The sequence below is a fragment of the Enterobacter cloacae complex sp. IR5459 genome (assembly GCF_049238005.1).
Taxonomy (GTDB): domain Bacteria; phylum Pseudomonadota; class Gammaproteobacteria; order Enterobacterales; family Enterobacteriaceae; genus Enterobacter; species Enterobacter hormaechei_C.
The window spans coordinates 385,307-408,774 of the sequence record NZ_JBMKIG010000003.1; the positions used below are offsets into that span (position 1 = coordinate 385,307).

At 53.6% G+C, this 23,468-nt stretch carries 20 protein-coding genes and 7 tRNA genes; 17 read left to right on the top strand and 10 right to left on the bottom strand.

Annotated elements, in window-relative coordinates; genetic code table 11:
* The first annotated feature begins 6 nt into the window (after positions 1 to 6).
* Positions 7 to 1,242, top strand: a complete 1,236-nt coding sequence (locus ACOTX4_RS08250; RefSeq protein WP_003861350.1) for an ion channel protein — start codon at positions 7 to 9, stop codon at positions 1,240 to 1,242.
* Here ACOTX4_RS08250 and ipdC read toward each other — a convergent pair whose 3' ends face one another.
* Positions 1,243 to 2,901 (bottom strand): indolepyruvate decarboxylase, encoded by a 1,659-nt coding sequence (ipdC, locus tag ACOTX4_RS08255; protein ID WP_022651551.1) that lies wholly within the window; start codon positions 2,899 to 2,901, stop codon positions 1,243 to 1,245.
* A gap of 186 nt (positions 2,902 to 3,087) precedes the next feature.
* Between ipdC and mgrA the strand changes: the two genes are divergently transcribed.
* Both mgrA and ypeC read left to right on the top strand, forming a co-directional pair.
* Positions 3,088 to 4,086, top strand: coding sequence for an L-glyceraldehyde 3-phosphate reductase (gene mgrA / locus ACOTX4_RS08260; protein ID WP_022651552.1), 999 nt, complete (start codon positions 3,088 to 3,090; stop codon positions 4,084 to 4,086).
* A 126-nt stretch (positions 4,087 to 4,212) separates the two neighbouring features.
* Entirely contained in the window at positions 4,213 to 4,560 is a 348-nt protein-coding gene (ypeC, locus tag ACOTX4_RS08265; RefSeq protein ID WP_003861345.1) for a DUF2502 domain-containing protein YpeC, read from the top strand.
* Between the two features lie 33 nt (positions 4,561 to 4,593).
* On the opposite strand, the gene ACOTX4_RS08270 is transcribed toward ypeC, so the two are convergent.
* Positions 4,594 to 5,832, bottom strand: coding sequence for an Nramp family divalent metal transporter (locus tag ACOTX4_RS08270; RefSeq protein WP_003861343.1), 1,239 nt, complete (start codon positions 5,830 to 5,832; stop codon positions 4,594 to 4,596).
* Between the two features lie 345 nt (positions 5,833 to 6,177).
* On the opposite strand from ACOTX4_RS08270, the gene nupC reads away from it, so the two are divergent.
* Complete coding sequence (gene nupC, locus ACOTX4_RS08275) at positions 6,178 to 7,365, top strand: nucleoside permease NupC (protein WP_003861341.1); 1,188 nt, start codon at positions 6,178 to 6,180, stop codon at positions 7,363 to 7,365.
* 45 nt (positions 7,366 to 7,410) lie between these two features.
* On the opposite strand, the gene ACOTX4_RS08280 is transcribed toward nupC, so the two are convergent.
* From ACOTX4_RS08280 to ACOTX4_RS08290, 3 genes are all read right to left on the bottom strand, one after another.
* On the bottom strand, positions 7,411 to 9,600 hold the full coding sequence (locus ACOTX4_RS08280; protein WP_032659683.1) for an EAL domain-containing protein: 2,190 nt from the start codon (positions 9,598 to 9,600) through the stop codon (positions 7,411 to 7,413).
* A 211-nt stretch (positions 9,601 to 9,811) separates the two neighbouring features.
* Positions 9,812 to 9,887 (bottom strand) — tRNA-Ala (locus tag ACOTX4_RS08285).
* A gap of 41 nt (positions 9,888 to 9,928) precedes the next feature.
* Positions 9,929 to 10,004, bottom strand: a tRNA-Ala gene (locus ACOTX4_RS08290).
* A 217-nt stretch (positions 10,005 to 10,221) separates the two neighbouring features.
* Between ACOTX4_RS08290 and ACOTX4_RS08295 the strand changes: the two genes are divergently transcribed.
* A complete protein-coding gene (locus ACOTX4_RS08295) occupies positions 10,222 to 10,581 on the top strand; it encodes a YfeC-like transcriptional regulator (protein WP_003861339.1) in 360 nt (119 codons plus the stop codon).
* Position 10,582: 1 nt separating this feature from the next.
* Entirely contained in the window at positions 10,583 to 10,969 is a 387-nt protein-coding gene (locus ACOTX4_RS08300) for a YfeC-like transcriptional regulator (RefSeq protein WP_017383469.1), read from the top strand.
* A gap of 52 nt (positions 10,970 to 11,021) precedes the next feature.
* Here ACOTX4_RS08300 and gltX read toward each other — a convergent pair whose 3' ends face one another.
* On the bottom strand, positions 11,022 to 12,437 hold the full coding sequence (gene gltX, locus ACOTX4_RS08305) for a glutamate--tRNA ligase (protein ID WP_003861336.1): 1,416 nt from the start codon (positions 12,435 to 12,437) through the stop codon (positions 11,022 to 11,024).
* Between the two features lie 258 nt (positions 12,438 to 12,695).
* On the opposite strand from gltX, the gene ACOTX4_RS08310 reads away from it, so the two are divergent.
* The 6 genes from ACOTX4_RS08310 to ACOTX4_RS08335 all read left to right on the top strand — a co-directional run bounded on the left by ACOTX4_RS08310 (position 12,696) and on the right by ACOTX4_RS08335 (position 13,669).
* Positions 12,696 to 12,771, top strand: a tRNA-Val gene (locus tag ACOTX4_RS08310).
* A 41-nt stretch (positions 12,772 to 12,812) separates the two neighbouring features.
* Positions 12,813 to 12,888, top strand: a tRNA-Val gene (locus ACOTX4_RS08315).
* A 41-nt stretch (positions 12,889 to 12,929) separates the two neighbouring features.
* Positions 12,930 to 13,005 (top strand) — tRNA-Val (locus tag ACOTX4_RS08320).
* Between the two features lie 29 nt (positions 13,006 to 13,034).
* Positions 13,035 to 13,110, top strand: a tRNA-Val gene (locus ACOTX4_RS08325).
* A gap of 4 nt (positions 13,111 to 13,114) precedes the next feature.
* Positions 13,115 to 13,190 (top strand) — tRNA-Lys (locus ACOTX4_RS08330).
* Positions 13,191 to 13,327: 137 nt separating this feature from the next.
* Complete coding sequence (locus ACOTX4_RS08335; RefSeq protein WP_003861333.1) at positions 13,328 to 13,669, top strand: FlxA-like family protein; 342 nt, start codon at positions 13,328 to 13,330, stop codon at positions 13,667 to 13,669.
* Here ACOTX4_RS08335 and ACOTX4_RS08340 read toward each other — a convergent pair.
* A complete protein-coding gene (locus tag ACOTX4_RS08340) occupies positions 13,660 to 14,601 on the bottom strand; it encodes a LysR family transcriptional regulator (RefSeq protein WP_003861331.1) in 942 nt (313 codons plus the stop codon). The two genes, ACOTX4_RS08335 and ACOTX4_RS08340, sit on opposite strands and share 10 nt — an antisense overlap.
* An 89-nt stretch (positions 14,602 to 14,690) precedes the next feature.
* Here ACOTX4_RS08340 and ACOTX4_RS08345 point away from each other — a divergent pair, with 89 nt between their 5' ends.
* Entirely contained in the window at positions 14,691 to 15,686 is a 996-nt protein-coding gene (locus ACOTX4_RS08345; protein ID WP_045330436.1) for a bile acid:sodium symporter family protein, read from the top strand.
* Here ACOTX4_RS08345 and ACOTX4_RS08350 read toward each other — a convergent pair.
* From ACOTX4_RS08350 to zipA, 3 genes are all read right to left on the bottom strand, one after another.
* Positions 15,683 to 15,898, bottom strand: a complete 216-nt coding sequence (locus tag ACOTX4_RS08350; RefSeq protein WP_003861328.1) for a DUF3820 family protein — start codon at positions 15,896 to 15,898, stop codon at positions 15,683 to 15,685. The genes ACOTX4_RS08345 and ACOTX4_RS08350 overlap by 4 nt on opposite strands.
* A 1-nt stretch (position 15,899) precedes the next feature.
* Positions 15,900 to 17,915, bottom strand: a complete 2,016-nt coding sequence (ligA, locus tag ACOTX4_RS08355; protein WP_045330437.1) for an NAD-dependent DNA ligase LigA — start codon at positions 17,913 to 17,915, stop codon at positions 15,900 to 15,902.
* Positions 17,916 to 17,982: 67 nt separating this feature from the next.
* Positions 17,983 to 18,978 (bottom strand): cell division protein ZipA, encoded by a 996-nt coding sequence (gene zipA, locus ACOTX4_RS08360; RefSeq protein WP_003861325.1) that lies wholly within the window; start codon positions 18,976 to 18,978, stop codon positions 17,983 to 17,985.
* A 229-nt stretch (positions 18,979 to 19,207) separates the two neighbouring features.
* On the opposite strand from zipA, the gene cysZ reads away from it, so the two are divergent.
* From cysZ to ptsI, 4 genes are all read left to right on the top strand, one after another.
* Entirely contained in the window at positions 19,208 to 19,969 is a 762-nt protein-coding gene (cysZ, locus tag ACOTX4_RS08365; RefSeq protein WP_003861323.1) for a sulfate transporter CysZ, read from the top strand.
* A gap of 163 nt (positions 19,970 to 20,132) precedes the next feature.
* Positions 20,133 to 21,104 carry a cysteine synthase A gene (cysK, locus tag ACOTX4_RS08370; protein ID WP_006811453.1) on the top strand — a complete coding sequence of 324 codons (972 nt, stop codon included), beginning with the start codon at positions 20,133 to 20,135 and terminating at the stop codon, positions 21,102 to 21,104.
* A gap of 317 nt (positions 21,105 to 21,421) precedes the next feature.
* A complete protein-coding gene (ptsH, locus tag ACOTX4_RS08375) occupies positions 21,422 to 21,679 on the top strand; it encodes a phosphocarrier protein Hpr (RefSeq protein WP_000487600.1) in 258 nt (85 codons plus the stop codon).
* A 45-nt stretch (positions 21,680 to 21,724) separates the two neighbouring features.
* Positions 21,725 to 23,452, top strand: coding sequence for a phosphoenolpyruvate-protein phosphotransferase PtsI (ptsI, locus tag ACOTX4_RS08380; RefSeq protein WP_023314613.1), 1,728 nt, complete (start codon positions 21,725 to 21,727; stop codon positions 23,450 to 23,452).
* Positions 23,453 to 23,468 lie beyond the last annotated feature (16 nt).

A 23,468-nucleotide genomic window follows, 5' to 3' on the forward strand; every position in this document is an offset into this window, starting at 1 on the left:
ATCATCATGCTCCATCCGCGAGCCAGAACCATGCTGTTATTGGCTGTCCCGGCGCTGATTATTGGCGTGGCGTCGAGCCTGGTGCTCATCGTCGTCATGAAAGTGGCGGCGGTGCTGCAAACGATTTTATGGACCGCGCTTCCGGTAAAACTCGGCATCAGCATTGACTCGCCGGGCTGGATCATGGTGATGCTGACCCTGACCGGGATTGCCGTAGGGCTGGTGATCCGCTATAGCCCGGGCCATGCCGGGCCGGACCCGGCACTGGAACCCTTGATTGGCGCGCCTGTCTCCCCCTCGGCTCTGCCGGGGCTTATCATCGCGCTGATAATCGGTCTTGCGGGCGGCGTAAGCCTCGGGCCTGAACATCCCATTATGGCGGTGAATATCGCGCTGGCGGTCTTTCTGGGGGCGCGTCTTTTCCCGCGCGTTGGCGCGCTGGACTGGACGATCCTGGCCTCCGCTGGCACCATCGGGGCGCTGTTTGGCACTCCGGTCGCGGCTGCGCTCATTTTTTCGCAAACGCTCAGCAGTGATCATGAGGTGCCGCTTTGGGATAAACTCTTCGCGCCGCTAATGGCCGCCGCTGCGGGAGCCCTCACCACCAGCCTGTTTTTCCATCCCCATTTTTCACTCTCCATTCCCCACTACGGCCAGATGCAACTCACCGATATTTTCAGCGGCGCCGTCGTCGTCGCGATCGCCATTGCGTTGGGGATGGTCGCGGTGTGGTGTCTTCCTCGCCTGCATCGCCTGATGCACAGGCTGAAGCATCCGGTGCTGATTCTGGGCATGGGGGGTTTTATTCTGGGCGTTTTAGGCGCTATCGGCGGGACGGTTACGCTGTTTAAGGGTCTGGACGAGATGCAGCAGCTGGCCTTCAGCCAGGTCTTCAGCGTCTCAGATTATCTGCTGTTCGCGCTGGTGAAACTGGCGGCGCTGGTGGTCGCGGCGGCCTGTGGTTTCCGGGGAGGTCGTATCTTCCCGGCGGTATTTGTTGGCGTCGCGCTGGGGCTGATGCTGCATGAGCACGTTGACGCTGTCCCTGCGGCGATTACCGTCTCCTGCTCCATTCTGGGGCTGGTACTGGTGGTCACGCGCGATGCGTGGCTGAGCCTGTTTATGGCGGCCGTTGTCGTGCCGGATACCACGCTTCTGCCGCTGCTCTGTATCGTGATGTTGCCCGCCTGGCTCCTGCTGGCGGGCAAACCGATGCTGATGGCATGGCGAAACGACAGGTAATCAGGCGTTATTGCGCGCCTCCAGCGCTTTGGTCAGCGCGCTCAGCAGCGGCGGAATATCGGCTTTCGGCAGCATGACCTCGATCAGCGAAAGCCGCTCATGGTGTGCCACTTTATCCAGCACCTCCGCCAGCGCTTCCGCTTCGCTGACGCGCCAGCACTCTGCCTGAGGCGCCAGGCTCAGCGCCTGCGGTATCTGCGTCCAGTTCCAGAGGGCAATATCGTTATAGCGCTGCTCCGGCCCGTGGATGGCCCTTTCCACCGTGTATCCTTCGTTGTTAAGCACCAGAATAATCGGGCGCTGCTTGTCGCGCAGCATGGATCCCAGCTCCTGAATGGTCAACTGCGCGGCGCCGTCGCCCGTCAGGACAATCACGCGTCGATTCGGACACGCCGTTTGCGCGCCAAACGCCGCCGCCAGCGTGTAGCCAATCGATCCCCACAGCGGCTGGACGATAAAGTTCACGTCCGCCGGTAAACGCAGATCGATAGCGCCGAAAGCAGACGTCCCCTGGTCAGCCAGAATAATGTCTCCGGGGCGAATAAACGTTTGCAGGGTACGCCAGAAGCTCTCCTGAGTCAGCGCCCCTTCAATAGTCGGGAACGAAAAGCCGCTGTGATCCGATGGCGCTCGCGTATCACGAACATAGGTTTTACACAGCGCTGTCAGCGTTTCAATGGCCTCCCTCATCGGGATACCCGTAAACCAGACGTCGCCGACGCGGGACGCGTGAGGCTGAACCTCTATCGTCTGGTCTGGCGTAAGCTGGTGGGTAAATCCGGCAGTGAGCGTATCGGTAAAGCGCGTGCCAATGCACAGCACCGTATCAGCACCCTCGATGGCCTCTTTGACCGGCGCGGCGCTCGCCGATCCGCTGTAGGTGCCGTAAAAACCGCTCTGTCGTTCGTCAAAAATTCCCTTGCCCATCAGCATGGTGGCGTGTGCCATCGGCACCTCTTTCACCCACGTCTGAAGGGCCGCGCGCAGACCGTGGCGGAGTACCAGGAAGTCCGCTAACAGCGCGGTGCGTTTGCTCGTAGACAAGCGCTTTTCGGCAGCCTCACGGAACGCCTGCAAGCAGGCTGAATCGGCCGGTGCGGGGTTAACAGTGAGAGCGCTTACAGGAGGTGTAGCGGCTTTTTTCGCCACATCGGCGGGCAGCATCAGATAGCCCGGACGGCGCTCCCGCAGCATGGTGGTCAGGACTCTGTCAATTTCATAGCAGGCGTTTTGTTCCGTAAGCACCGCCTGCGCAACGGTGATGGGTTCGCTCATATGATAGAAGTGGCGGAACTCGCCGTCGCCCAACGTATGGTGCAGTAACTCTCCTCGCTGCTGCGCCGCCATACCCGGGGCCCCTACAATATGGAGGACGGGAACATGTTCGGCAAAGCTGCCCGCCACACCGTTCATGGCGCTTAACTCCCCAACGCCGAATGTCGTCAGGAGTGCGGCAAAGCCCTTACAGCGGGCATAGCCGTCTGCGGCGTAAGACGCGTTCAGTTCGTTGGCACAGCCCACCCAGCAGATGTCCGGGCTGTCTATCACGTGATCGAGAAATTGCAGGTTATAGTCGCCCGGCACGCCAAACAGATGATCGGCACCACAATCTGTTAGTCGGTCCAGCAGGTAATCGGCGACGCAATAGGGGGTACGCATATTATAAGTGTCCTTCTGACGTTGACCTCACTCTGAGTATTAAATAAGCGTGAAGCGTGTCCAGAATTGACGACAATCAGGGGCTGGAAAGAATGCTTTACGAAAAAAGCTGCGCTATGCTCATTTTCTTAAGATTAGTGTAAACGTATACACGGATGTTTCTTTCCAGCGCCAGAGGTCTCACAAATGGGTTATCAGCCTGACAAAAATCGTTATCAGACAATGCAATATCGCCGCTGTGGGCAAAGCGGTCTTAAGCTTCCCGCCATCTCGTTGGGGCTGTGGCATAATTTTGGCGACGCGACGTTGCTCGAAAACAGCCGTCAACTTTTACAGCGTGCTTTCAATTTGGGTATTACGCATTTTGACCTTGCCAATAATTACGGCCCGCCTCCTGGTTCGGCCGAACGTAATTTTGGGCGCATTTTGCAGGAGGATTTCCTGCCCTGGCGCGATGAGCTGATCATCTCCACTAAAGCGGGCTACACCATGTGGGACGGGCCTTACGGTGACTGGGGCTCGCGTAAATATCTGATCGCAAGCCTGGACCAGAGCCTCAAGCGTATGGGGCTGGAGTATGTCGATATCTTCTATCACCACCGCCCGGATCCACACACGCCGCTACGTGAAACCATGAAAGCGCTTGACCATGTGGTGCGTCAGGGCAAAGCGCTGTACATCGGTCTGTCCAACTACCCGGCAGAAATGGCACGGCAGGCGATTGAAATAATGGAGGATCTGGGCACGCCATGTTTGATCCACCAGCCGAAGTACTCCATGTTTGAACGTGCGCCTGAAGAGGGGTTGCTGGACGTGTTGCAGCAAAAAGGGGTGGGATGTATCCCCTTCTCTCCCCTGGCGGGCGGACAGTTGACCGATCGCTATCTGAACGGCATCCCAGCGGATTCTCGCGCAGCAAGCGGCAGTAAGTTCCTTAATCCGGAACAGATCACCGACAAAAAGCTGGAAAAGGTACGTAAGCTGAATGCGCTGGCGGAAAAACGGGGGCAAAAGCTGTCGCAAATGGCACTGGCCTGGATCCTGCGCCACGATGCGGTGACATCCGTGCTCATCGGCGCAAGCAAGACCGGACAAATTGATGATGCAGCAGGCGTGCTTGAAAATTGTCGGTTCACGGCAGAAGAGCTCAAGACGATAGATACGATCCTGTCCAGTTCAGATTAAAAACACTTTTAGCAAAAAGTGCTCTCGTTCATGATTTAGGAGTTGAGGCGATGAAACGAATGTTTACCAACTCGTAAAATTGCGTTAACAGGTCGCACAGCGGCCCCGATCGTGAAGGAGAAGAGTATGTTCAGGTCACTGATTCTTGCAGCGGTATTACTGGCTTCGGCCCCGCTGGTCGCCAATGCGGGCGAAATCACCCTGTTGCCATCGATTAAATTACAAATTGGCGATCGTGATGACTACGGCAGATACTGGGACGGTGGCTACTGGCGCGACCGTGACTACTGGCATCGCCATTATGAATGGCGTCAAAACCGCTGGTGGAAACACGATAACGGCTATCACCGTGGCTGGGATAAGCGTAAGGCTTACGAACGCGGCTACCGCGAAGGCTGGAAAGATCGTGACGACCGCCGTGGCGGCTGGGGTCACGGAAAAGGCAGAGGCCACGGTCACGGCCATCACCATTAACAACAAAAAGGAGCCTTCCGGCTCCTTTTTCTTTTACAGGCCTGCGGCTGTGCCTATCAGCAACCACAAGTTTAACGCCACCACCACGACCACAATGGCCCACCCGGCGCGTTTCACCCACGTCGAATTCACCAGATCGCCCATCAGTGATTTGTTGCTGGTGAAGATCAGCAGCGGCACCAGCGCCAGCGCAATCCCGAAACTCAGCAGCACCTGACTCATCACCAGAATGCGGGTCGGATCCAGCCCCATCAGGATCACAACAAAGGAAGGCAGCATCGTGACCGAGCGGCGAACCCACAGCGGAATATGGAAACGTACGAACCCCTGCATCACCACCTGCCCGGCCAGTGTCCCCACAACCGTAGATGAAAGGCCCGCAGCAACCAAGCTTAAACCAAAAATGGTGGCAGCGGCATGACTCAGCAACGGCTCCAGCGTCAGGTAAGCCTGGTCAAGATCGGCAACCCCGGTATGCCCGTTAAAGTGGAACGCGGCGGCGGCGGTGGCCATCATCGCCAGATTCACAAATCCGGCAATGGTCATCGCGATAGCCACATCCCATTTCGAGGCGGAGTAGCGCTCTTTACTCGTCCCGCCATGCAGATTCTGGGTTAATGAAGAGTGTAGATAAATGACGTGCGGCATAATTGTCGCCCCCAGCACCCCGGCAGCCAGAAAAACGGCTTCAGAAGTAGGTAACGACGGGATCACCATCCCTTTCGTCAGCTGCGCCAGATTCGGCTGGGAGAAAATCAGCTCAACAATATAGGCGGCAGCGACGAACAGCAGCAGGCCGCCGATGACTTTCTCCAGCGGTTTTTGCCCCCGCCGCTGGAGCATCAGAATCAGGAAAGTGGCGATCCCGGTCAGCACGGCCCCCTGAAGCAGAGAGACGCCCAGAATAAGCTTAAAGCCGATCGCCGCCCCGATAAACTCGGCGAGATCGGTGGCCATGGCGATAATTTCCGCCTGAACCCAGTAAAACCAAACTGCCGGACGTGGATAATGATCGCGGATTTGCTCCGCCAGGTTTTTTCCGGTAGCAATACCCAGCTTCGCGGAGAGCATCTGAATCAGCATCGCCATCAGATTGGCCCAGACCACAACCCACAGCAGTTTATAGCCGAAACTGGCCCCGGCCTGAATGTTGGTCGCAAAATTACCCGGATCGATGTAGCCAATCGCGGCAATGAATGCCGGTCCCATTAATGCGAGCCGCAGCTTGCGTGCCGCTCTGCCGCTGCTACTCTCTACGCGACTATTCGTCATTTCTGCCTCTGGAAATATAGCCTTTGCTATGTTTTATGCTATCAAAATGAGAATGATTATCAAGTTCATTTGAAATGGTTAACATGATTTCTCTGATAGCCAGGAACGATAGACAGGCAGGTGGAGCAAGGTCACAGAATGTGAAAATGCGCAGACATTTGTGAAGCGTAGCACACAAACTTAACTTTTCACTCATTTACCTAACATAACAAAAATGTATTGTTGATCACTATTTTTGAGACTCGTCACAGGATGTAACTATAGTGTGGGCTTGATCTCGTTTTCTTTGTGCTTGTTACATAGAATGTGCACGGAAATTAAACCTGCCTCATATTTGGAGCAAATATGGACCGCGTCCTTCATTTTGTCCTGGCACTTGTTGTCGTTACTGCACTTGCATTGCTGGTCAGCACAGACCGCAAAAAAATTCGTATTCGCTATGTTGTCCAGCTGCTGGTCATTGAAGTTTTACTTGCGTGGTTCTTCCTGAACTCCAACGTAGGCCTCGGCTTCGTGAAAGGCTTCTCCGAAATGTTCGAAAAACTGCTCGGATTTGCCAACGAAGGGACAAACTTCGTCTTTGGCAGCATGAACGATCAGGGTCTGGCCTTCTTCTTCCTGAAGGTACTCTGCCCTATCGTCTTCATCTCTGCCCTGATCGGTATCCTTCAGCACATCCGCGTTCTGCCGGTGGTTATCCGTGCGATCGGCTTCCTGTTATCGAAAGTTAACGGCATGGGTAAACTGGAATCCTTTAACGCAGTCAGCTCACTGATCCTCGGTCAGTCTGAGAACTTCATTGCGTATAAAGATATCCTCGGCAAGATGTCCCGTAACCGCATGTACACCATGGCGGCGACAGCAATGTCTACCGTTTCCATGTCTATCGTGGGCGCGTATATGACTATGCTGGAACCTAAATACGTGGTTGCGGCCCTGGTTCTGAATATGTTCAGCACCTTTATCGTTCTTTCGCTGATTAACCCGTACCGCGTGGATGCCAGCGAAGAGAACATTCAGATGTCTAACCTGCACGAGGGACAGAGCTTCTTCGAAATGCTGGGTGAATACATTCTGGCGGGTTTCAAGGTTGCAATTATCGTTGCCGCGATGCTGATTGGCTTTATCGCGCTGATCGCTGCGCTGAACGCCCTGTTTGCGGCCGTACTCGGTATCTCCTTCCAGGGCATTCTGGGCTATATCTTCTACCCGGTTGCCTGGGTGATGGGTGTACCGGCTCACGAAGCGTTGCAGGTGGGCAGCATCATGGCAACGAAACTGGTATCCAACGAATTCGTGGCGATGATGGATCTCCAGAAGATTGCCAGCACACTCTCCCCACGTGCGGAAGGGATCCTGTCCGTCTTCCTGGTCTCCTTCGCGAACTTCTCTTCCATCGGTATCATCGCTGGCGCGATTAAAGGCCTGAACGAAGAGCAGGGTAACGTGGTTTCTCGCTTTGGCCTGAAGCTGGTTTACGGTTCAACGCTGGTGAGCGTCCTGTCTGCCTCTATTGCAGCACTGGTTCTGTAATTCATACCGCGTAATAAAAACCGGGAGTCCTCGCTCCCGGTTTTTTTATGCTTCCAGCGCCGCCAGAGGCTGGGGTTTACCAATCAAATAGCCCTGCAAATAATCTACGCCAAATCGCAACAACATCTCGCGTTGTTCAGCCGTTTCCACATATTCAGCCACCACACACAGCGATTTCGTTTTTGCCATGTTGCAAATGGACTGCACGATCATCGCATCCATGCTGTCGGTGCAGATATCTTTCACGAAGCAACCATCGATCTTAATGATATCGGCCTCCAGCCGCTTCAGGCGCTCAAAGTTGGCATAGCCGGTACCAAAGTCGTCTATGGCAATGCGGAAGCCGTAATCACGCAGCTGCTGGATATTTTTGATGCTGCTTCCCGAGTCTGAGAAAGCCTGTTCCTCGGTGATCTCAATGATGATATTTTGCGGCGCGATAGCGTAGCGTTCAAAAAGCGCGATGATCTCAGCCGCAATCTCATTTTGCATCAGCGTCAGCGGCATCAGATTAACGGAGAAGCGCGTTCCTGCACGTCCGGACGGATGGCTGCGCATCCACATCAGCAATTTTTCCAACACGTTCAGGTCAAACCGGTGACTCAGGTTGAACTGAGCAATCAGCGGAATAAAGCGGTCAGGGGTGATGATCTCGCCATCGCTTTCCAGCCTGGAGAGGATTTCAAAGTACCCTTCCCCGCGCGCGTTGTGAATTGGCTGGGCGTAAAGGTGAAGACCGCCGATATCAAGGGCGCGTTTTATGCGGGCCAGCATTAGCACCCTGTCCGTCGTCTGACCAGAGACATCATCCAGACTGTTGGTTAACGCCAGAACGTTATGCCCGCCACAGGATTGCTCGGACAGCCAGCTCAGCTGACCCAGCGTGTGGTGCAGGCTTTCCCCATCCGGTACTTCGCCCCAGGAGGCGCCAAACTCAATGTCGAGCTCAGTCTTGTTCCAGACAATCTTACGGCTGTTCAGATGATCAACCATATATTGCAGACGTTCAGCCGTGCCCGGCCCCAACAAGACCACCACCAGCTCACTGCCTGGCAACTGAAAGAGCTTCTCGTCTTTTTGCAATAACGGTTGCAGCGACGCGGTGATCATCTTTTTACAGTGTACACGCATGAGGATGCCGTAATGACGGCTCAGAAATTCCAGATTATCCAGGCGCAGGCAGCAGATTTTGGCTTCGGGATGGTGCTGTAAAAACACTTCCAGCGCACGAATGTTAGGCAGACCGGTGAGCGGATCGGTAAGCGCCCTCTCCTGCCACCCCTGTTTCAGCCATTCACTTTTCTGATAGATCCGCGACATGTAAAGCAGGCAGATGGCGAAAGAGATCAGTACCGACAAGATAAAGGAGAGCGAGTGGCCCGATTCAACGCCATTAAGAAAATTATAATTGTAGGTCAACAGCATGAGCGCCGAGGCCGCCCAGAGTAAAGAGATGAGCGCATAGCTCAGACGACCAATCCCCAGGGTAAAAAGAATAAAAACGATTGGCATCAAATAACCAGCAATAAACTGTGACTCGAAAGGCGCGCACAAAATAGCGATCATCGAGACCAACAGCATCAGCCACACAACGATAAATAACACTTTTTTGTGACAAAAGAGGGGCTTCACGCTTCGCCGCCAGAATGTTCGGGCATACCGGGGATTAATTATCATTCTTAACGGGTAGTAGAACATCATGGTGAAAATCAGGGCGGCACAAATCAGGCTTTGAATATCGATAACGTTATAAATTGCAGAGCCTTCGCCGAAATAGGAGGAGATTGTCACCGGAAAATCAAATAAATATCCCGCCAGATACATCGATAATTTGATGCCTACAGGAACCACAAATCCGAGCCAGAAAATACGTATACCGATGTACTTATTCGGGATGCTGTGTCGCCAGCGTTTGCCCAGCATCAGACGGATGACGCCACAGGCAGCGAAGACGGCAAACGTCTGACAAATTAATAACACGGAAGATTGTAGTAATGCTAAATCAAAGTAATAAATGTTAGTAACACTAAATCCAATCAGTAAAGGAATGATTGCCCGACGTCCAAATAACAATACGATGGCGAGCATGGCGCTTAAGGGCAACCACGCTAAATAAACATCATTTTCGTTGACGATAGCGCGCGGGGAGATATAACGGGAAAAGGGGATCGTAATCAGGCTTAACGCCAGGACAATCATAAATATTTTTACATTATTGTAAATTTTTCTATTCATTAATCCGTGTGATCTATTTAACCATCGTCTTATTGACCGGATGGATAATAGGTTTATTAATTGCACGAATCAAGTTCAGGTCTATTTATAGACTTGTTTATTGATTTGGATTGAGGTGATGTATAGAAAACGACATTGCTGGCAACAAAAAGAGTCTAAACATTTTACAAGATATAAAAAAACCCCCGTCTTGCGACGAGGGTTTAAATTTTGGTGGAGCTAAGCGGGATCGAACCGCTGACCTCTTGCATGCCATGCAAGCGCTCTCCCAGCTGAGCTATAGCCCCACATGTTACTTTACCTACCGCACTCTGTTGGGTTCAGAGTTTGGTGGAGCTAAGCGGGATCGAACCGCTGACCTCCTGCATGCCATGCAGGCGCTCTCCCAGCTGAGCTATAGCCCCGTCGTAAAGCTGTCATGTTGACGGGCGGCATAATATGAATTCCGCCGCAGAGTGTCAACGGCAAATTCAACCTCCGCCTTTCAACCGCCGAAAAATCATGCAAATGAATCACTTTGCGAGCCTGCTCGCAGCCAGGAGTTAAGCTTGTCACGTTTTCACGTAAAACGGTGCTATAAAATGAACCACTAATTAACCCCACAGATATTCAGGAAATTGTATGATCAAGGAACGAATGACGCCAGAAGAGTTAGCCCTGCTGACTGGCTATAGCCGACAGACCATCAATAAATGGGTACGCAAAGAGGGTTGGATTACATCGCCAAAGCCAGGCGTTCAGGGTGGCAAGGCGCGTCTGGTACACGTCAATGAAAAAGTGCGCGACTTTATTCGCAGCGCGCGCAGGGCAACAGAGACGCCGGAACTGCCAGATACGTACCACGAGGGCTCGCTTCATGCCCTGCTCCTGACGCTGGCGAATGAAATGACGCCGGAAGAGCAAAAGCAGATGACATCGCTGTTACTGCGGGAAGGGATTACCGGCTTGTTACAACGTTTAGGGATTCGCGACCAACGCTGATATGAAAAGATTACGCAGCAAAATGACCACGGAAGAGCTGGCGGACAGTCTGGGCGTAGCCCGACAAACCGTTAATCGCTGGATACGACAGAAGGGATGGAAAACGGAGGGTATCAACGGTGTAAAAGGCGGAAGAGCGAGGGTGATATGTATTGATGCGCACGTTAAGGAGCACATCATTAGCCTTCCTGCCATTCGTAACCGTCGGGCTGTTTACCATGTGGCGGAAAGCCCTTCCCACTACGGCGTGGCAACCTCATCCAGCCTGCTTCCACAAATTATCGACTCGCTGGAAAACATGACGACTGTCGAACAGGAACGTTTGCACAAGTTGCTCGCTCGTGAAGGGTTGCAGGGTTTTCTCACGCGTCTTGGTATTGCTGAATAACAGGCATAAAAAAACGGCAGGTTACCCTGCCGTTTTTTGTATTACACGAGCATTACTGCTGGCTTTCGCGCTCAGCAATAAAGTCCAGCGCTTTGTTGATACGCGCAACGCTACGTGATTTGCCGATGGCATGAACGGTCACGTCCAGCGCCGGAGACTGGCCTGCCCCCGTCACCGCAACGCGCAGCGGCATACCGACTTTACCCATGCCAATTTCCAGCTCATCAGCGGTAGCCTGAATCGCGTGGTGAACATTTTCCGCAGTCCATTCGGTAATGGCTTCGAGTTTGTCACGCACCACTTCCAGCGGCTGACGCGCAACCGGACGCAGGTGTTTCTTGGCCGCGTCGGCGTCGAACGCGTCAAACTCTTCATAGAAGTAACGGCAGCTTTCAGCAATTTCTTTCAGCGTTTTGCAACGCTCGCCAAGCAGCTTCACCAGATCCGCCAGTTCAGGGCCCGTACGGGTATCGATGTTTGCCTGTTCAATGTGCCATTGCAGATAAGTCGCTACATATTCTGGCTGCATGGTATTGATGTAGTGATGGTTCAGCCACAGCAGTTTGTCAGTGTTGAACGCGCTGGCTGATTTGCTCACCGAGTTCAGAGAGAACAGCTCGATCATCTCTTCGCGGCTGAAGATCTCCTGGTCACCATGAGCCCAGCCCAGACGCACCAGGTAGTTCAGCAGCGCTTCCGGCAGATAGCCGTCATCACGGTACTGCATCACACTCACCGCGCCATGACGTTTGGACAGCTTTTTACCGTCGTCACCGTTGATCATTGATACGTGCGCATATACCGGTACAGGCGCGTTCAACGCTTTCAGAATGTTGATCTGACGCGGGGTGTTATTGATATGGTCTTCACCACGGATCACGTGAGTGATTTCCATATCCCAGTCGTCCACAACTACGCAGAAGTTATAGGTTGGCGATCCGTCAGTACGACGAATGATGAGGTCATCCAGCTCCTGGTTGCTGAATTCGATCGGGCCACGGATCTGGTCATCAAAGATAACAGAGCCATCCTGCGGGTTAGCAAAACGCACTACGCAAGGCTCATCAGCAGCATGCTCGCTGTGGTCATGGCGGCAGCGACCGTCATAACGCGGTTTTTCGCCTTTTGCCATTTGCTCTTCGCGCAGCGCATCCAGACGCTCCCTGGAGCAGTAACACTTATAGGCCGTGCCTGCCACCAGCATCTCGTCAATTACGGCGTTATAGCGGTCAAAACGTTTGGTCTGGAAGTATGGGCCTTCGTCCCACGCCAGATTCAGCCAGTTCATCCCATCCATAATGGCTTCAATTGCTTCCGGCGTTGAGCGCTCCAGATCGGTGTCTTCAATACGCAGCACAAACTCACCGTTGTTGTGACGTGCGAAAAGCCAGGAGTAGAGAGCGGTACGTGCACCACCGACATGCAGATAGCCTGTCGGGCTCGGCGCGAAGCGAGTTTTGATTTTCATGAAATGGCCTTACGTTATAAAGATGCCGGTAATCGGCAAATTCCGGGAAGAAAACAATGGGCAATATTCTATCACTGTGGGCCGATTCCTCAATGTCGATCACTTTATCCGGTTCGAGATTGCTGTTTTTGTTTATAAATCATGCGCCACAGTCCGTTTTGCGATCGTTTTGACTAATTTTACGACGAACGAATAAAAACTTTAGAAAATGCGTTGACTCATTTTCAACTCTCCCTATAATGCGACTCCACACAGCGGGGGTGATTAGCTCAGTTGGTAGAGCATCTCCTTTACACGGAGGGGGTCGGCGGTTCGAGCCCGTCATCACCCACCATCTACTTCGGTAGACTCGCAGTGTAGATAAGAATTGAGATTGGGCGATTAGCTCAGTTGGTAGAGCATCTCCTTTACACGGAGGGGGTCGGCGGTTCGAGCCCGTCATCACCCACCATCTACTTCGGTAGACTCGCAGTGTAGATAAGAATTGAGATTGGGCGATTAGCTCAGTTGGTAGAGCATCTCCTTTACACGGAGGGGGTCGGCGGTTCGAGCCCGTCATCGCCCACCATTCTCACCTTATCGCAGCAGTTCCGAAATGGGCGATTAGCTCAGTTGGTAGAGCATCTCCTTTACACGGAGGGGGTCGGCGGTTCGAGCCCGTCATCGCCCACCATTTCGGGTCGTTAGCTCAGTTGGTAGAGCAGTTGACTTTTAATCAATTGGTCGCAGGTTCGAATCCTGCACGACCCACCAATGTAAAAAAGCGCCCTAAAGGCGCTTTTTTGCTATCTGCGACATAGCACATCCCCATTGCAGCCAGACCGCTTGTTTTACTCAAGCTCACGCCTTCTTTGCCGATACCTCTATTTTATGGCGAAAAGGATCTCAATATGACAACTCTTAAGCCCGTTTCTCTGTCGGCGATGGAAATCGGCAGCGTAGATAACAGCTCCGGCGGAAACGACATTGCTTCTCAAATCACCCGTCTGACCAAACAGATAACGAAAGTCACTCAGCAGCTCAAAGAAGTGGCCATGGGTGATGCCACAGCAGAAGAAAAGCAAAAGCAGCAAGAATTACTCGAATCTCAGCTGGCTATGTTGCAGGCACAGCTGGCGCAATTGCAGCGTCAGCAGGCCGAAGAGGCGATGCCAAAGCAGGAAAAAGGTGAGGCAGTCGCGGAAGGCATCAATAAGCCCTCCGCAGAACATCAGATTAATATCTACGTCTGATTATTGGTTTCGTTAAAAAGTGGATCGCGTGTGCGGGCCTCCATCAAACGTTCGGCCTGCATACGCACCACATCCCAGCAGGCATGCGCCGCGCCGGAAAGAGACCTGTTTTTACGGCGTACCAGCATCAGCTGGCGTTCGACACAGGGTACGAAACGCTTCACCGTTAAACGACTCCCCTGCGGCAGTGGCAGCGCCAGCGCCGGCAGAACGCTGATGCCAATCCCCGCTTCGACCATGGGGAACAGCGTGGCAGGATGCCCGATCTCCTGCACAATGGTTGCCTTAACACCCTGCGCGGTCAGTGCGGCATCTATCAGCGGGCGGCTGCCTGATGCATAATCCTGTAACACCAGGTTTGCCCCCTGCAAGGCCTGCCAGGCCACCTGCGGCAGCGATGCCAGAGGATCATCATCGCGGCAGAGCAATAAAAAGGGCTCCGAGAGTACCACTTCACATTCCAGGTCGCTTACCGCTCCGGGATCAATAACGATGCCAAAATCCACATCCCCCTGACGGATACTCTCAAGTACCCACTGCTGCGGCCTGTCATGCAAAACAAAATCAATATCCGGATAGCGGTGATTACTTTCAGCGATGCACTGGGGAATAAGATGCGCTGAAATCGTCTGGCTCGCCGCCACTCTCACGGTGCCGGAAAGCTGTTGGCCGAGCCGGCCGACATCCCTGAGCGTACTGTTCAGTTCATCCAGCAGCCTCTCCAGACGCATTGCCAGCTGCTGTCCCGCTTCGGTGAGCACCACTTCTCGCGTCGTGCGGTCGAGCAGCTTCACGCCCGTTTGTGTTTCAAGCTCCTTAACGCTATGGCTCACCGCCGACTGGCTGAGGCCAATGATCTCCCCTGCCCGGCTAAAGCTGCGGGCCTGCGCGACGGTGACGAAAACGCGAAGCTGACGTAACGAATAATTCATCTTTTTAATTCATGAATGGATGCAATAAATCAATTTTATTTCTCAAAGGGAAGGAAGCACAATAGCGGCATCTGTTTTCAGGAGTGATTATGAAACTTTTTCGTATCCTTGATCCGTTTACACTGACCCTGATTGGTGTCGTCTTGGTGGCCTCGTTCTTCCCGGCGCGGGGCAGTTTCGTTCCGGTTATTGAAGGACTGACCACGGCAGCCATTGCCCTGCTGTTCTTTATGCATGGCGCCAAACTCTCCCGGGAAGCCATTATTGCAGGCGGTAGCCACTGGCGACTGCATCTGTGGGTAATGTGCAGCACTTTTATCCTCTTCCCGGTTCTGGGCGTGCTGTTCGCCTGGTGGGCGCCGGTGAATGTCGATCCGGCGCTGTATACCGGTTTCCTTTATCTGTGCATTTTGCCGGCCACCGTGCAGTCTGCAATTGCCTTTACCTCGCTGGCGGGCGGTAACGTCGCGGCGGCGGTTTGTTCTGCTTCCGCTTCCAGCCTGCTCGGGATCTTTGTTTCACCGCTGCTGGTCGGTCTGCTGATGAACATGCACGGGGCGGAAGGCAATCTGGAGCAGGTGGGTAAAATTTGTCTGCAACTGCTGCTGCCGTTTGTGCTCGGACACTTATCCCGTCCCTGGATTGGGGAGTTTGTGGCGAAACATAAAAAATGGATCGGGAAAACGGACCAAAGCTCAATTTTGCTGGTGGTTTACACGGCCTTCAGCGAAGCCGTGGTGAACGGCATCTGGCACAGGGTGGGCGCTGGATCGCTGCTGTTTATTGTGGTGGTAAGCATCGTTCTGCTGGCCATTGTCATCGCGGTTAACGTCTTTGTGGCCCGCAAATGCGGCTTCAATAAGGCCGATGAAATCACCATTGTATTTTGCGGATCGAAAAAGAGCCTGGCCAACGGGATCCCAATGGCCAATATTCTTTTCCCGACGTCCGTCATTGGGATGATGGTGTTGCCGCTGATGATTTTCCATCAGATCCAGCTGATGGTGTGTGCGGTACTGGCGCGGCGTTACAAGGCGCAGACGGAAAAGCTGGCGCAGGAAGAGACCCACGCCGCGAAAGTTTAAGGACGTTTCAGGGGCTGAACCAGCTGGGTCAGCCCCTCTGTTTTGATCAGTAACGTGATAGCCATCAGCTCGCCCAGACGCCCGGCGGGGAACTCATCCTTACGGGCAAACCACAGCAGATACTCTTCCGGTAAATCAATCAGCCTGCGACCCTTATATTTACCGAACGGCATCTCCGTATTGGCGATCTCAACGAGCTGCTCTTTTTCCACGTCACTCTCCTAACAGGCGCATCATTTCCGCTTCGTCGATTATCTCGATGCCAAGCTCCTGCGCTTTTGCCAGCTTCGAACCGGCCGCTTCCCCGGCAATCACCAGGTCGGTTTTCTTTGACACGCTTCCCGCCACTTTTGCCCCCAGCGCCACCAGGCGCGCTTTCGCATCATCGCGCGAGAGCTGGCTCAGGCTGCCGGTCAGCACCACCGTTTTACCGGCAAACGGACTGTCGATCTCTTCGGCATTAACCACTACCGGTGCGGGCCAGTGAATGCCCTGTTCCAGTAATTTACCGATCACTTCACGGTTGCTCTCTTCAGCGAAGAAGTTGAAAACGTGGGTGGCGACCACAATACCGACATCAGGGACTTTCTGTAGCTCGTCGATGGTGGCTTTCTCCAGCGCGTCCAGCGTGCCGAAATACGCCGCCAGCCCTGCCGCCGTCGCCTCTCCGACTTCACGAATGCCGAGCGCGTAAAGGAAACGGGCAAAGGTGGTGTTTTTGGCCGCCTCGAGCGCGTTAACAATGTTCTGGGCAGATTTCGGTCCCATACGCTCAAGACCGGTCAGCTTACCTGCCGTCAGGGTAAAGAGGTCCGCAGGCGTATGGACGTACTCTTTCTCAACTAACTGGTCGATAATCTTGTCACCCATTCCGTCCACGTCCATCGCCCGGCGGGAGACGAAGTGCTTCAGGGACTCTTTACGCTGCGCGCCGCAGATTAACCCGCCCGTACAGCGCGTTACCGCTTCACCTTCCACGCGCTCAACGTCAGAACCACATACCGGGCAGTGGGCTGGAAACTCGATGGCACGGGTGTCGGCAGGACGTTCAGACTCCACAACGTTAACCACCTGTGGGATCACATCACCCGCGCGGCGAATCACCACTTTGTCACCAATTCGCAGCCCCAGACGCGCAATTTCATCGGCGTTATGCAGCGTGGCGTTACTTACCAGCACGCCAGCCACCTGCACAGGCTCCAGACGCGCCACAGGCGTAATGGCCCCCGTACGTCCGACCTGAAACTCCACGTCGCGAACGAAGGTCATCTGCTCTTGCGCCGGAAACTTAAAGGCCACCGCCCAGCGTGGCGCACGGGCCACAAATCCCAACTGTTCCTGCAACGCCAGCGAATTAACCTTGATCACCACGCCGTCAATATCAAACCCGAGCGTGGGACGATCTTCTTCAACCTTGTGATAGAACGCCAGCACCGCCTCCGGAGAGTCGCAGAGCTGCACGCGGTTGCTTACCGGTAATCCCCACTCTTTGAACTGCATTAAACGACCCAGGTGGGTATCTGGCAGGTCACCGCCTTCCAGGATCCCGACACCGTAGCAGAAGAAAGTAAGCGGTCGCTTCGCGGTGATACGCGGATCGAGCTGACGCAGCGAACCTGCCGCCGCGTTACGCGGGTTAGCAAACACTTTCCCGCCGGTACGACGCGCTTCTTCGTTGATCTTCTCGAAGCCCGCCTGCGGAAGGAACACTTCCCCGCGCACTTCCAGCCGGGCGGGAATGTTATCGCCACGCAGTTTCAGCGGGATCGCACGAATAGTGCGCACATTGGTGGTGATGTCTTCCCCGGTAGTGCCGTCGCCGCGCGTTGCGGCACGCACCATCACGCCGTTCTCATAAAGAATACTGACGGCCAGACCATCCAGCTTTAGCTCGCAGCACCAGCTCAGATTGTCGACGCTCTTCAGGCGATCCTGCACGCGCTTGTTGAAAGCCAGAAAACTCTCTTCATCAAACACGTTATCCAGCGACAGCATCGGCACTTCGTGGCGCACCTGGCTGAAAGCTCCCAGCGGTTCCGCACCGACGCGCTGCGTTGGAGAATCGGGCGTAATCAGTTCGGGGTGCTGCGCTTCCAGCTCGCGCAGTTCACGCATCAGGCGGTCATACTCCGCATCCGGCACTTCCGGTGCGTCCATAACATGATAGAGATATTCATGATGGCGAAGCGTGGTTCGCAGTTCAGTAAGTTGTTGTTCGATTGAGTCCATATCGCACCATCAATGAGAAAAACCCCCGACAGGCGGGGGTTGAGGAGGAGTTAAGTTAACGCGACGATTACGCGTTCGCTTCCTTAACTTCGCGGATGCGGTCCTGATACTCGCGCAGTTTCTGCGGCGTCATCATTCGACGCTGATCGTCGAGCACCACACCGCCCACTTCGTCGGCGATGTGCTGAGCGGACTGTAGCATCAGCTTAAAGTTTTGCAGCTCGTCACCGTAGGACGGCACCTGCATAAAGATCGTAACGCCTGGCGTGACGAAATCACCGGTCATTTCCGGGTCAAACGTGCCTGGATTGACCATATTGGCCAGGCTGAACAGCGCCGGACCGCTGCCGTCAGGACTCAGGTGGCGATGGAAAATATTCATGTCGCCGAACTTGAAGCCTGCCTGTTGGATGCTGTTAAGCAGCACATCACCGTTCAGATGGGTGCCATGATGAGCAGCCACGTTCATAATGATCACCGCTTCTTTACGCTGCGGCTTTTCAACAACCGGTTCTGGCTCTGCAACCGGCTCTGGCTCAGCGCGCGGGGCGGGCTGTGGCGCAGGCGGTTCAGGCTGCGGCTGCGGTTGTTGTACCGGCTGCGGCTGCTGAACAGGCTGTGGCTGATGCACTGGCTGTGCAGGCTGTTGGACAGGTTGCGGCTGTACAGGCTGTGGCGCAACGGGCTGCTGTTGCACAGGCTGGTGCGGCGGATGACGAACAGGTTCTTCCACTGGCGGCGGCGCTGGCTGGCGCGGCTGGGCAGAGGCATACGGTGGTTGATACTGGTGCTGCGGAGCGCGGGGGGCTTCATGCTCTCCATGCGCTGCGCCGGGCGCAGTATTGACCCGATGAACACGAACTTCACCCACGCCGTCGTCGTCAAGACCGTCGATGTCGTCTTCAACGTCATCGTCGTCACGACTGGACTTCATGCGCTTCAGTGGACGATCGCGAAACATAGAGGAACGCTCTTTACGGCTGGTCCAGAAACCATGTACCAGTAAAGCGATTATGGCGATCGCGCCAACAATGATTAATATCAGACGCAAATCCTGCATCATTATATTCTCTGTTGTTCTAACACCTTGCCACCACGGCAAACATTTACTCACTAAGAGTATTTGCCGTTTACGTCAAGTGCAAGTGTGTGCAGAGCATTCACAGCATAAAGATGAACTAAATCGTGCTTTTTGCTGGTTTTTCGAACATTTCCGAACTGGTCATTGGCCCGTAACTGGATAATATAGGCGGGCAATTCCACTGGTTGTGTAAAAAGGAGTACAGCCTGGTATGGTTTCAACATCTTCTTCTGCCCCACGCAGCGGGGTCTGGTACTTTTCTCAGGGCTGGAAACTGGTCTCCCTGCCGGGCATTCGACGCTTCGTTATTTTGCCGTTACTGATCAACATTATTCTGATGGGCGGGGCCTTCTGGTGGCTGTTCACCAGACTGGAAACGTGGATCCCTTCCCTGATGAGCTATGTGCCGGACTGGTTACAGTGGCTAGACTACCTGCTCTGGCCGATTGCGGTTATCTCCGTGCTGCTGGTTTTCGGCTATTTCTTTTCGACGATAGCAAACTGGATAGCCGCGCCGTTCAACGGTCTGCTGGCCGAACAGCTTGAAGCGCGCCTGACCGGTGCGACGCCACCTGACACGGGCGTATTGGGGCTCGTGAAAGATCTCCCCCGCATCATGAAGCGTGAATGGCAGAAGTTCGCCTGGTACCTGCCGCGGGCGATTGTGCTGCTTATCCTTTATTTTGTACCCGGGATTGGCCAGACGGTCGCGCCCGTGCTGTGGTTCCTGTTCAGCGCCTGGATGCTCGCTATCCAGTACTGTGATTATCCGTTCGATAACCACAAAGTGCCGTTTAAAGAGATGCGCACTGCCCTGCGCACTCAGAAGGTTGCCAATATGCAGTTTGGCGCGCTGACCAGCCTGTTCACCATGATCCCTTTCCTGAATTTGTTCATCATGCCCGTTGCCGTATGCGGCGCGACGGCGATGTGGGTGGACTGCTACCGCGCTAAGCACGCGTTATGGAAGTAATGCAAAAATGTGTAAAAGAGGGGTGGCTTATGCCGCCCCTTATTCCATACTGATCCCCATTATTTCCTTGCAGCATATAGATATGCGATTTCCTTACTTCCCCATACCTGTTCAACAGGTATGCTGGGTCGGTATCCCAATTTCATACAGTTAAGGACAGGCCATGAGTAAGATTTATGAAGACAACTCGCTGACTATCGGTCATACGCCCCTGGTTCGACTGAACCGTATCGGTAATGGACGCATTCTGGCGAAGGTCGAATCTCGTAACCCAAGCTTCAGCGTTAAATGCCGTATCGGTGCGAATATGATTTGGGATGCTGAAAAGCGTGGCGTGCTGAAACCTGGCGTTGAGCTGGTTGAACCCACCAGCGGCAATACGGGTATCGCTCTGGCCTATGTTGCGGCGGCGCGTGGCTATAAGCTGACGCTGACTATGCCTGAAACCATGAGCATTGAGCGTCGTAAGCTGCTGAAAGCGCTGGGTGCGAACCTGGTCCTGACCGAAGGCGCGAAAGGCATGAAGGGCGCGATTCAGAAGGCCGAAGAAATCGTCGCCAGCGATCCGGCAAAGTATCTGCTGCTCCAGCAGTTCAGCAACCCGGCCAACCCGGAAATTCATGAGAAAACCACCGGTCCGGAAATCTGGGAAGATACCGACGGTCAGGTTGATGTGTTTATCTCCGGCGTAGGCACCGGCGGTACGCTGACCGGGGTGTCTCGCTATATTAAAGGCACGAAAGGTAAAAAAGATCTGATTACCGTTGCCGTTGAGCCAACCGACTCGCCGGTTATCGCTCAGGCGCTGGCAGGCGAAGAGATCAAACCAGGTCCGCACAAAATCCAGGGTATCGGGGCTGGCTTTATTCCAGGCAACCTCGATCTGAAGCTGATCGATAAAGTGGTCGCCATCACCAATGAAGAAGCCATCTCTACGGCGCGTCGCCTGATGGACGAGGAAGGCATTCTGGCGGGTATCTCTTCCGGTGCGGCGGTTGCGGCAGCGCTCAAACTGCTGGAAGACGAAACCTTTACCAATAAGAACATTGTGGTTATCCTACCGTCTTCGGGTGAGCGTTACTTAAGCACAGCACTGTTTGCCGATCTCTTCACAGAGAAAGAACTGCAACAGTGATGCCAGCATGTTAAAAACGCGTAAAAAAGCACCTTTTCAGGTGCTTTTTTGTGGCCTGCTTCAAAGTTTTACCCCTCCTGGCATTGCTTCACCCCGTTGGGTCTGGTATTTAAAACAGCAATTATTTTGATGCGCGAAATTAATCGGTGAACGAAATAGCGCTGCTGAATCGATTTTATGATTTGGTTCAAGTCTTGCTTTCACTGCATAATGTTTAATGACGATTGAAACGTCAGCGCTAACTATACAGGCTAAAGTTAAGTCGCCAGGCTAGACTTTAGTTCCACAACACTAAACCTATAAGTTGGGGAAATACAATGTTCCAGCAAGAAGTTACCATTACCGCTCCGAACGGTCTGCACACCCGCCCTGCTGCTCAGTTTGTTAAAGAAGCGAAAGGCTTCACTTCTGAAATCACTGTGACTTCCAACGGCAAAAGCGCTAGCGCAAAAAGCCTGTTCAAGCTGCAAACTCTGGGCCTGACTCAGGGTACCGTTGTTACCATCTCCGCTGAAGGTGAAGACGAGCAGAAAGCAGTTGAGCATCTGGTTAAGCTGATGGCTGAACTCGAGTAAGTTTACCGGGTTCTTTTCAATATCAGTCACAAGTAAGGTAGGGTTATGATTTCAGGCATTTTAGCATCCCCGGGTATCGCTTTCGGCAAAGCATTGCTGCTGAAAGAAGACGAAATCGTCATTGACCGGAAAAAAATTTCTGCCGACAAGGTTGATCAGGAAGTTGAACGTTTTCTGAGCGGTCGTGCCAAGGCATCTGCGCAACTGGAAGCGATTAAAACTAAAGCTGGCGAAACTTTCGGTGAAGAAAAAGAAGCCATCTTCGAAGGGCACATTATGCTGCTCGAAGATGAGGAGCTGGAGCAGGAAATCATAGCCCTGATTAAAGATAAAGGCATGACGGCCGACGCGGCTGCGCATGAAGTTATCGAAGGTCAGGCATCTGCCCTGGAAGAGCTGGACGATGAATACCTGAAAGAGCGTGCGGCTGACGTACGTGACATCGGTAAGCGCCTGCTGCGCAATATCCTGGGTCTGGCCATCATCGATCTGAGCGCGATTCAGGACGAAGTTATCCTGGTTGCCGCTGACCTGACCCCGTCTGAAACCGCACAGCTGAACCTGAACAAGGTGCTGGGTTTCATTACTGACGCAGGTGGACGTACCTCCCACACCTCAATCATGGCGCGTTCTCTGGAGCTGCCAGCCATCGTGGGTACCGGTAGCGTTACCTCTCAGGTTAAAAACGACGACTATCTGATTCTGGATGCCGTAAACAACGTGGTTTACGTCAACCCAACTAACGATGTGATCGAGCAACTGCGCGCCGTTCAGGAGCAGGTTGCTACCGAGAAAGCGGAACTCGCTAAACTGAAAGATCTGCCAGCCATCACGCTGGACGGCCATCAGGTTGAAGTGTGCGCTAACATCGGTACCGTACGTGACGTTGACGGCGCTGAGCGCAACGGCGCGGAAGGTGTGGGTCTGTATCGTACTGAATTCCTGTTCATGGATCGCGACGCTCTGCCAACGGAAGAAGAGCAGTTTGCAGCGTACAAAGCGGTTGCGGAAGCGTGCGGCTCGCAGGCGGTTATCGTCCGTACCATGGACATCGGTGGCGACAAAGAGCTGCCGTACATGAACTTCCCGAAAGAAGAGAACCCGTTCCTGGGCTGGCGTGCCGTGCGTATCGCCATGGATCGCAAAGAGATCCTGCGTGACCAGGTTCGCGCTATTCTGCGTGCCTCCGCTTTCGGTAAACTGCGCATCATGTTCCCGATGATCATCTCTGTTGAAGAAGTGCGTGCACTGAAGAAAGAGATCGAAATCTACAAACAGGAACTGCGCGACGAAGGTAAAGCATTTGACGAATCCATTGAGATCGGCGTGATGGTGGAAACACCGGCAGCCGCGACCATTGCGCGTCATTTAGCCAAAGAAGTTGATTTCTTTAGTATCGGTACCAATGATTTAACGCAGTACACCCTGGCAGTTGACCGTGGTAATGATATGATTTCACATCTCTACCAGCCAATGTCACCGTCCGTACTGAATTTGATCAAGCAAGTTATTGATGCTTCTCATGCAGAAGGTAAATGGACTGGCATGTGTGGTGAGCTTGCAGGCGACGAACGTGCTACACTTCTGTTGCTGGGTATGGGTCTGGACGAATTCTCTATGAGCGCCATTTCCATCCCGCGCATTAAGAAGATTATCCGTAACACGAACTTCGAAGATGCGAAGGTGTTAGCAGAGCAGGCTCTTGCTCAACCGACAACGGACGAGTTAATGACGCTGGTTAACAAGTTCATTGAAGAAAAAACAATCTGCTAATCCACGAGATGCGGCC

What these genes read in the sequence shown, in the direction of transcription:
- ACOTX4_RS08250 (WP_003861350.1), top strand. Translation starts at nt 7, where the DNA reads ATGCTCCATCCGCGAGCCAGAACCATGCTGTTATTGGCTGTCCCGGCG.
- ipdC (WP_022651551.1), bottom strand. Translation starts at nt 2,901, where the DNA reads ATGCGTACCCCCTATTGCGTCGCCGATTACCTGCTGGACCGACTAACA.
- mgrA (WP_022651552.1), top strand. Translation starts at nt 3,088, where the DNA reads ATGGGTTATCAGCCTGACAAAAATCGTTATCAGACAATGCAATATCGC.
- ypeC (WP_003861345.1), top strand. Translation starts at nt 4,213, where the DNA reads ATGTTCAGGTCACTGATTCTTGCAGCGGTATTACTGGCTTCGGCCCCG.
- ACOTX4_RS08270 (WP_003861343.1), bottom strand. Translation starts at nt 5,832, where the DNA reads ATGACGAATAGTCGCGTAGAGAGTAGCAGCGGCAGAGCGGCACGCAAG.
- nupC (WP_003861341.1), top strand. Translation starts at nt 6,178, where the DNA reads ATGGACCGCGTCCTTCATTTTGTCCTGGCACTTGTTGTCGTTACTGCA.
- ACOTX4_RS08280 (WP_032659683.1), bottom strand. Translation starts at nt 9,600, where the DNA reads ATGAATAGAAAAATTTACAATAATGTAAAAATATTTATGATTGTCCTG.
- ACOTX4_RS08295 (WP_003861339.1), top strand. Translation starts at nt 10,222, where the DNA reads ATGATCAAGGAACGAATGACGCCAGAAGAGTTAGCCCTGCTGACTGGC.
- ACOTX4_RS08300 (WP_017383469.1), top strand. Translation starts at nt 10,583, where the DNA reads ATGAAAAGATTACGCAGCAAAATGACCACGGAAGAGCTGGCGGACAGT.
- gltX (WP_003861336.1), bottom strand. Translation starts at nt 12,437, where the DNA reads ATGAAAATCAAAACTCGCTTCGCGCCGAGCCCGACAGGCTATCTGCAT.
- ACOTX4_RS08335 (WP_003861333.1), top strand. Translation starts at nt 13,328, where the DNA reads ATGACAACTCTTAAGCCCGTTTCTCTGTCGGCGATGGAAATCGGCAGC.
- ACOTX4_RS08340 (WP_003861331.1), bottom strand. Translation starts at nt 14,601, where the DNA reads ATGAATTATTCGTTACGTCAGCTTCGCGTTTTCGTCACCGTCGCGCAG.
- ACOTX4_RS08345 (WP_045330436.1), top strand. Translation starts at nt 14,691, where the DNA reads ATGAAACTTTTTCGTATCCTTGATCCGTTTACACTGACCCTGATTGGT.
- ligA (WP_045330437.1), bottom strand. Translation starts at nt 17,915, where the DNA reads ATGGACTCAATCGAACAACAACTTACTGAACTGCGAACCACGCTTCGC.
- zipA (WP_003861325.1), bottom strand. Translation starts at nt 18,978, where the DNA reads ATGATGCAGGATTTGCGTCTGATATTAATCATTGTTGGCGCGATCGCC.
- cysZ (WP_003861323.1), top strand. Translation starts at nt 19,208, where the DNA reads ATGGTTTCAACATCTTCTTCTGCCCCACGCAGCGGGGTCTGGTACTTT.
- cysK (WP_006811453.1), top strand. Translation starts at nt 20,133, where the DNA reads ATGAGTAAGATTTATGAAGACAACTCGCTGACTATCGGTCATACGCCC.
- ptsH (WP_000487600.1), top strand. Translation starts at nt 21,422, where the DNA reads ATGTTCCAGCAAGAAGTTACCATTACCGCTCCGAACGGTCTGCACACC.
- ptsI (WP_023314613.1), top strand. Translation starts at nt 21,725, where the DNA reads ATGATTTCAGGCATTTTAGCATCCCCGGGTATCGCTTTCGGCAAAGCA.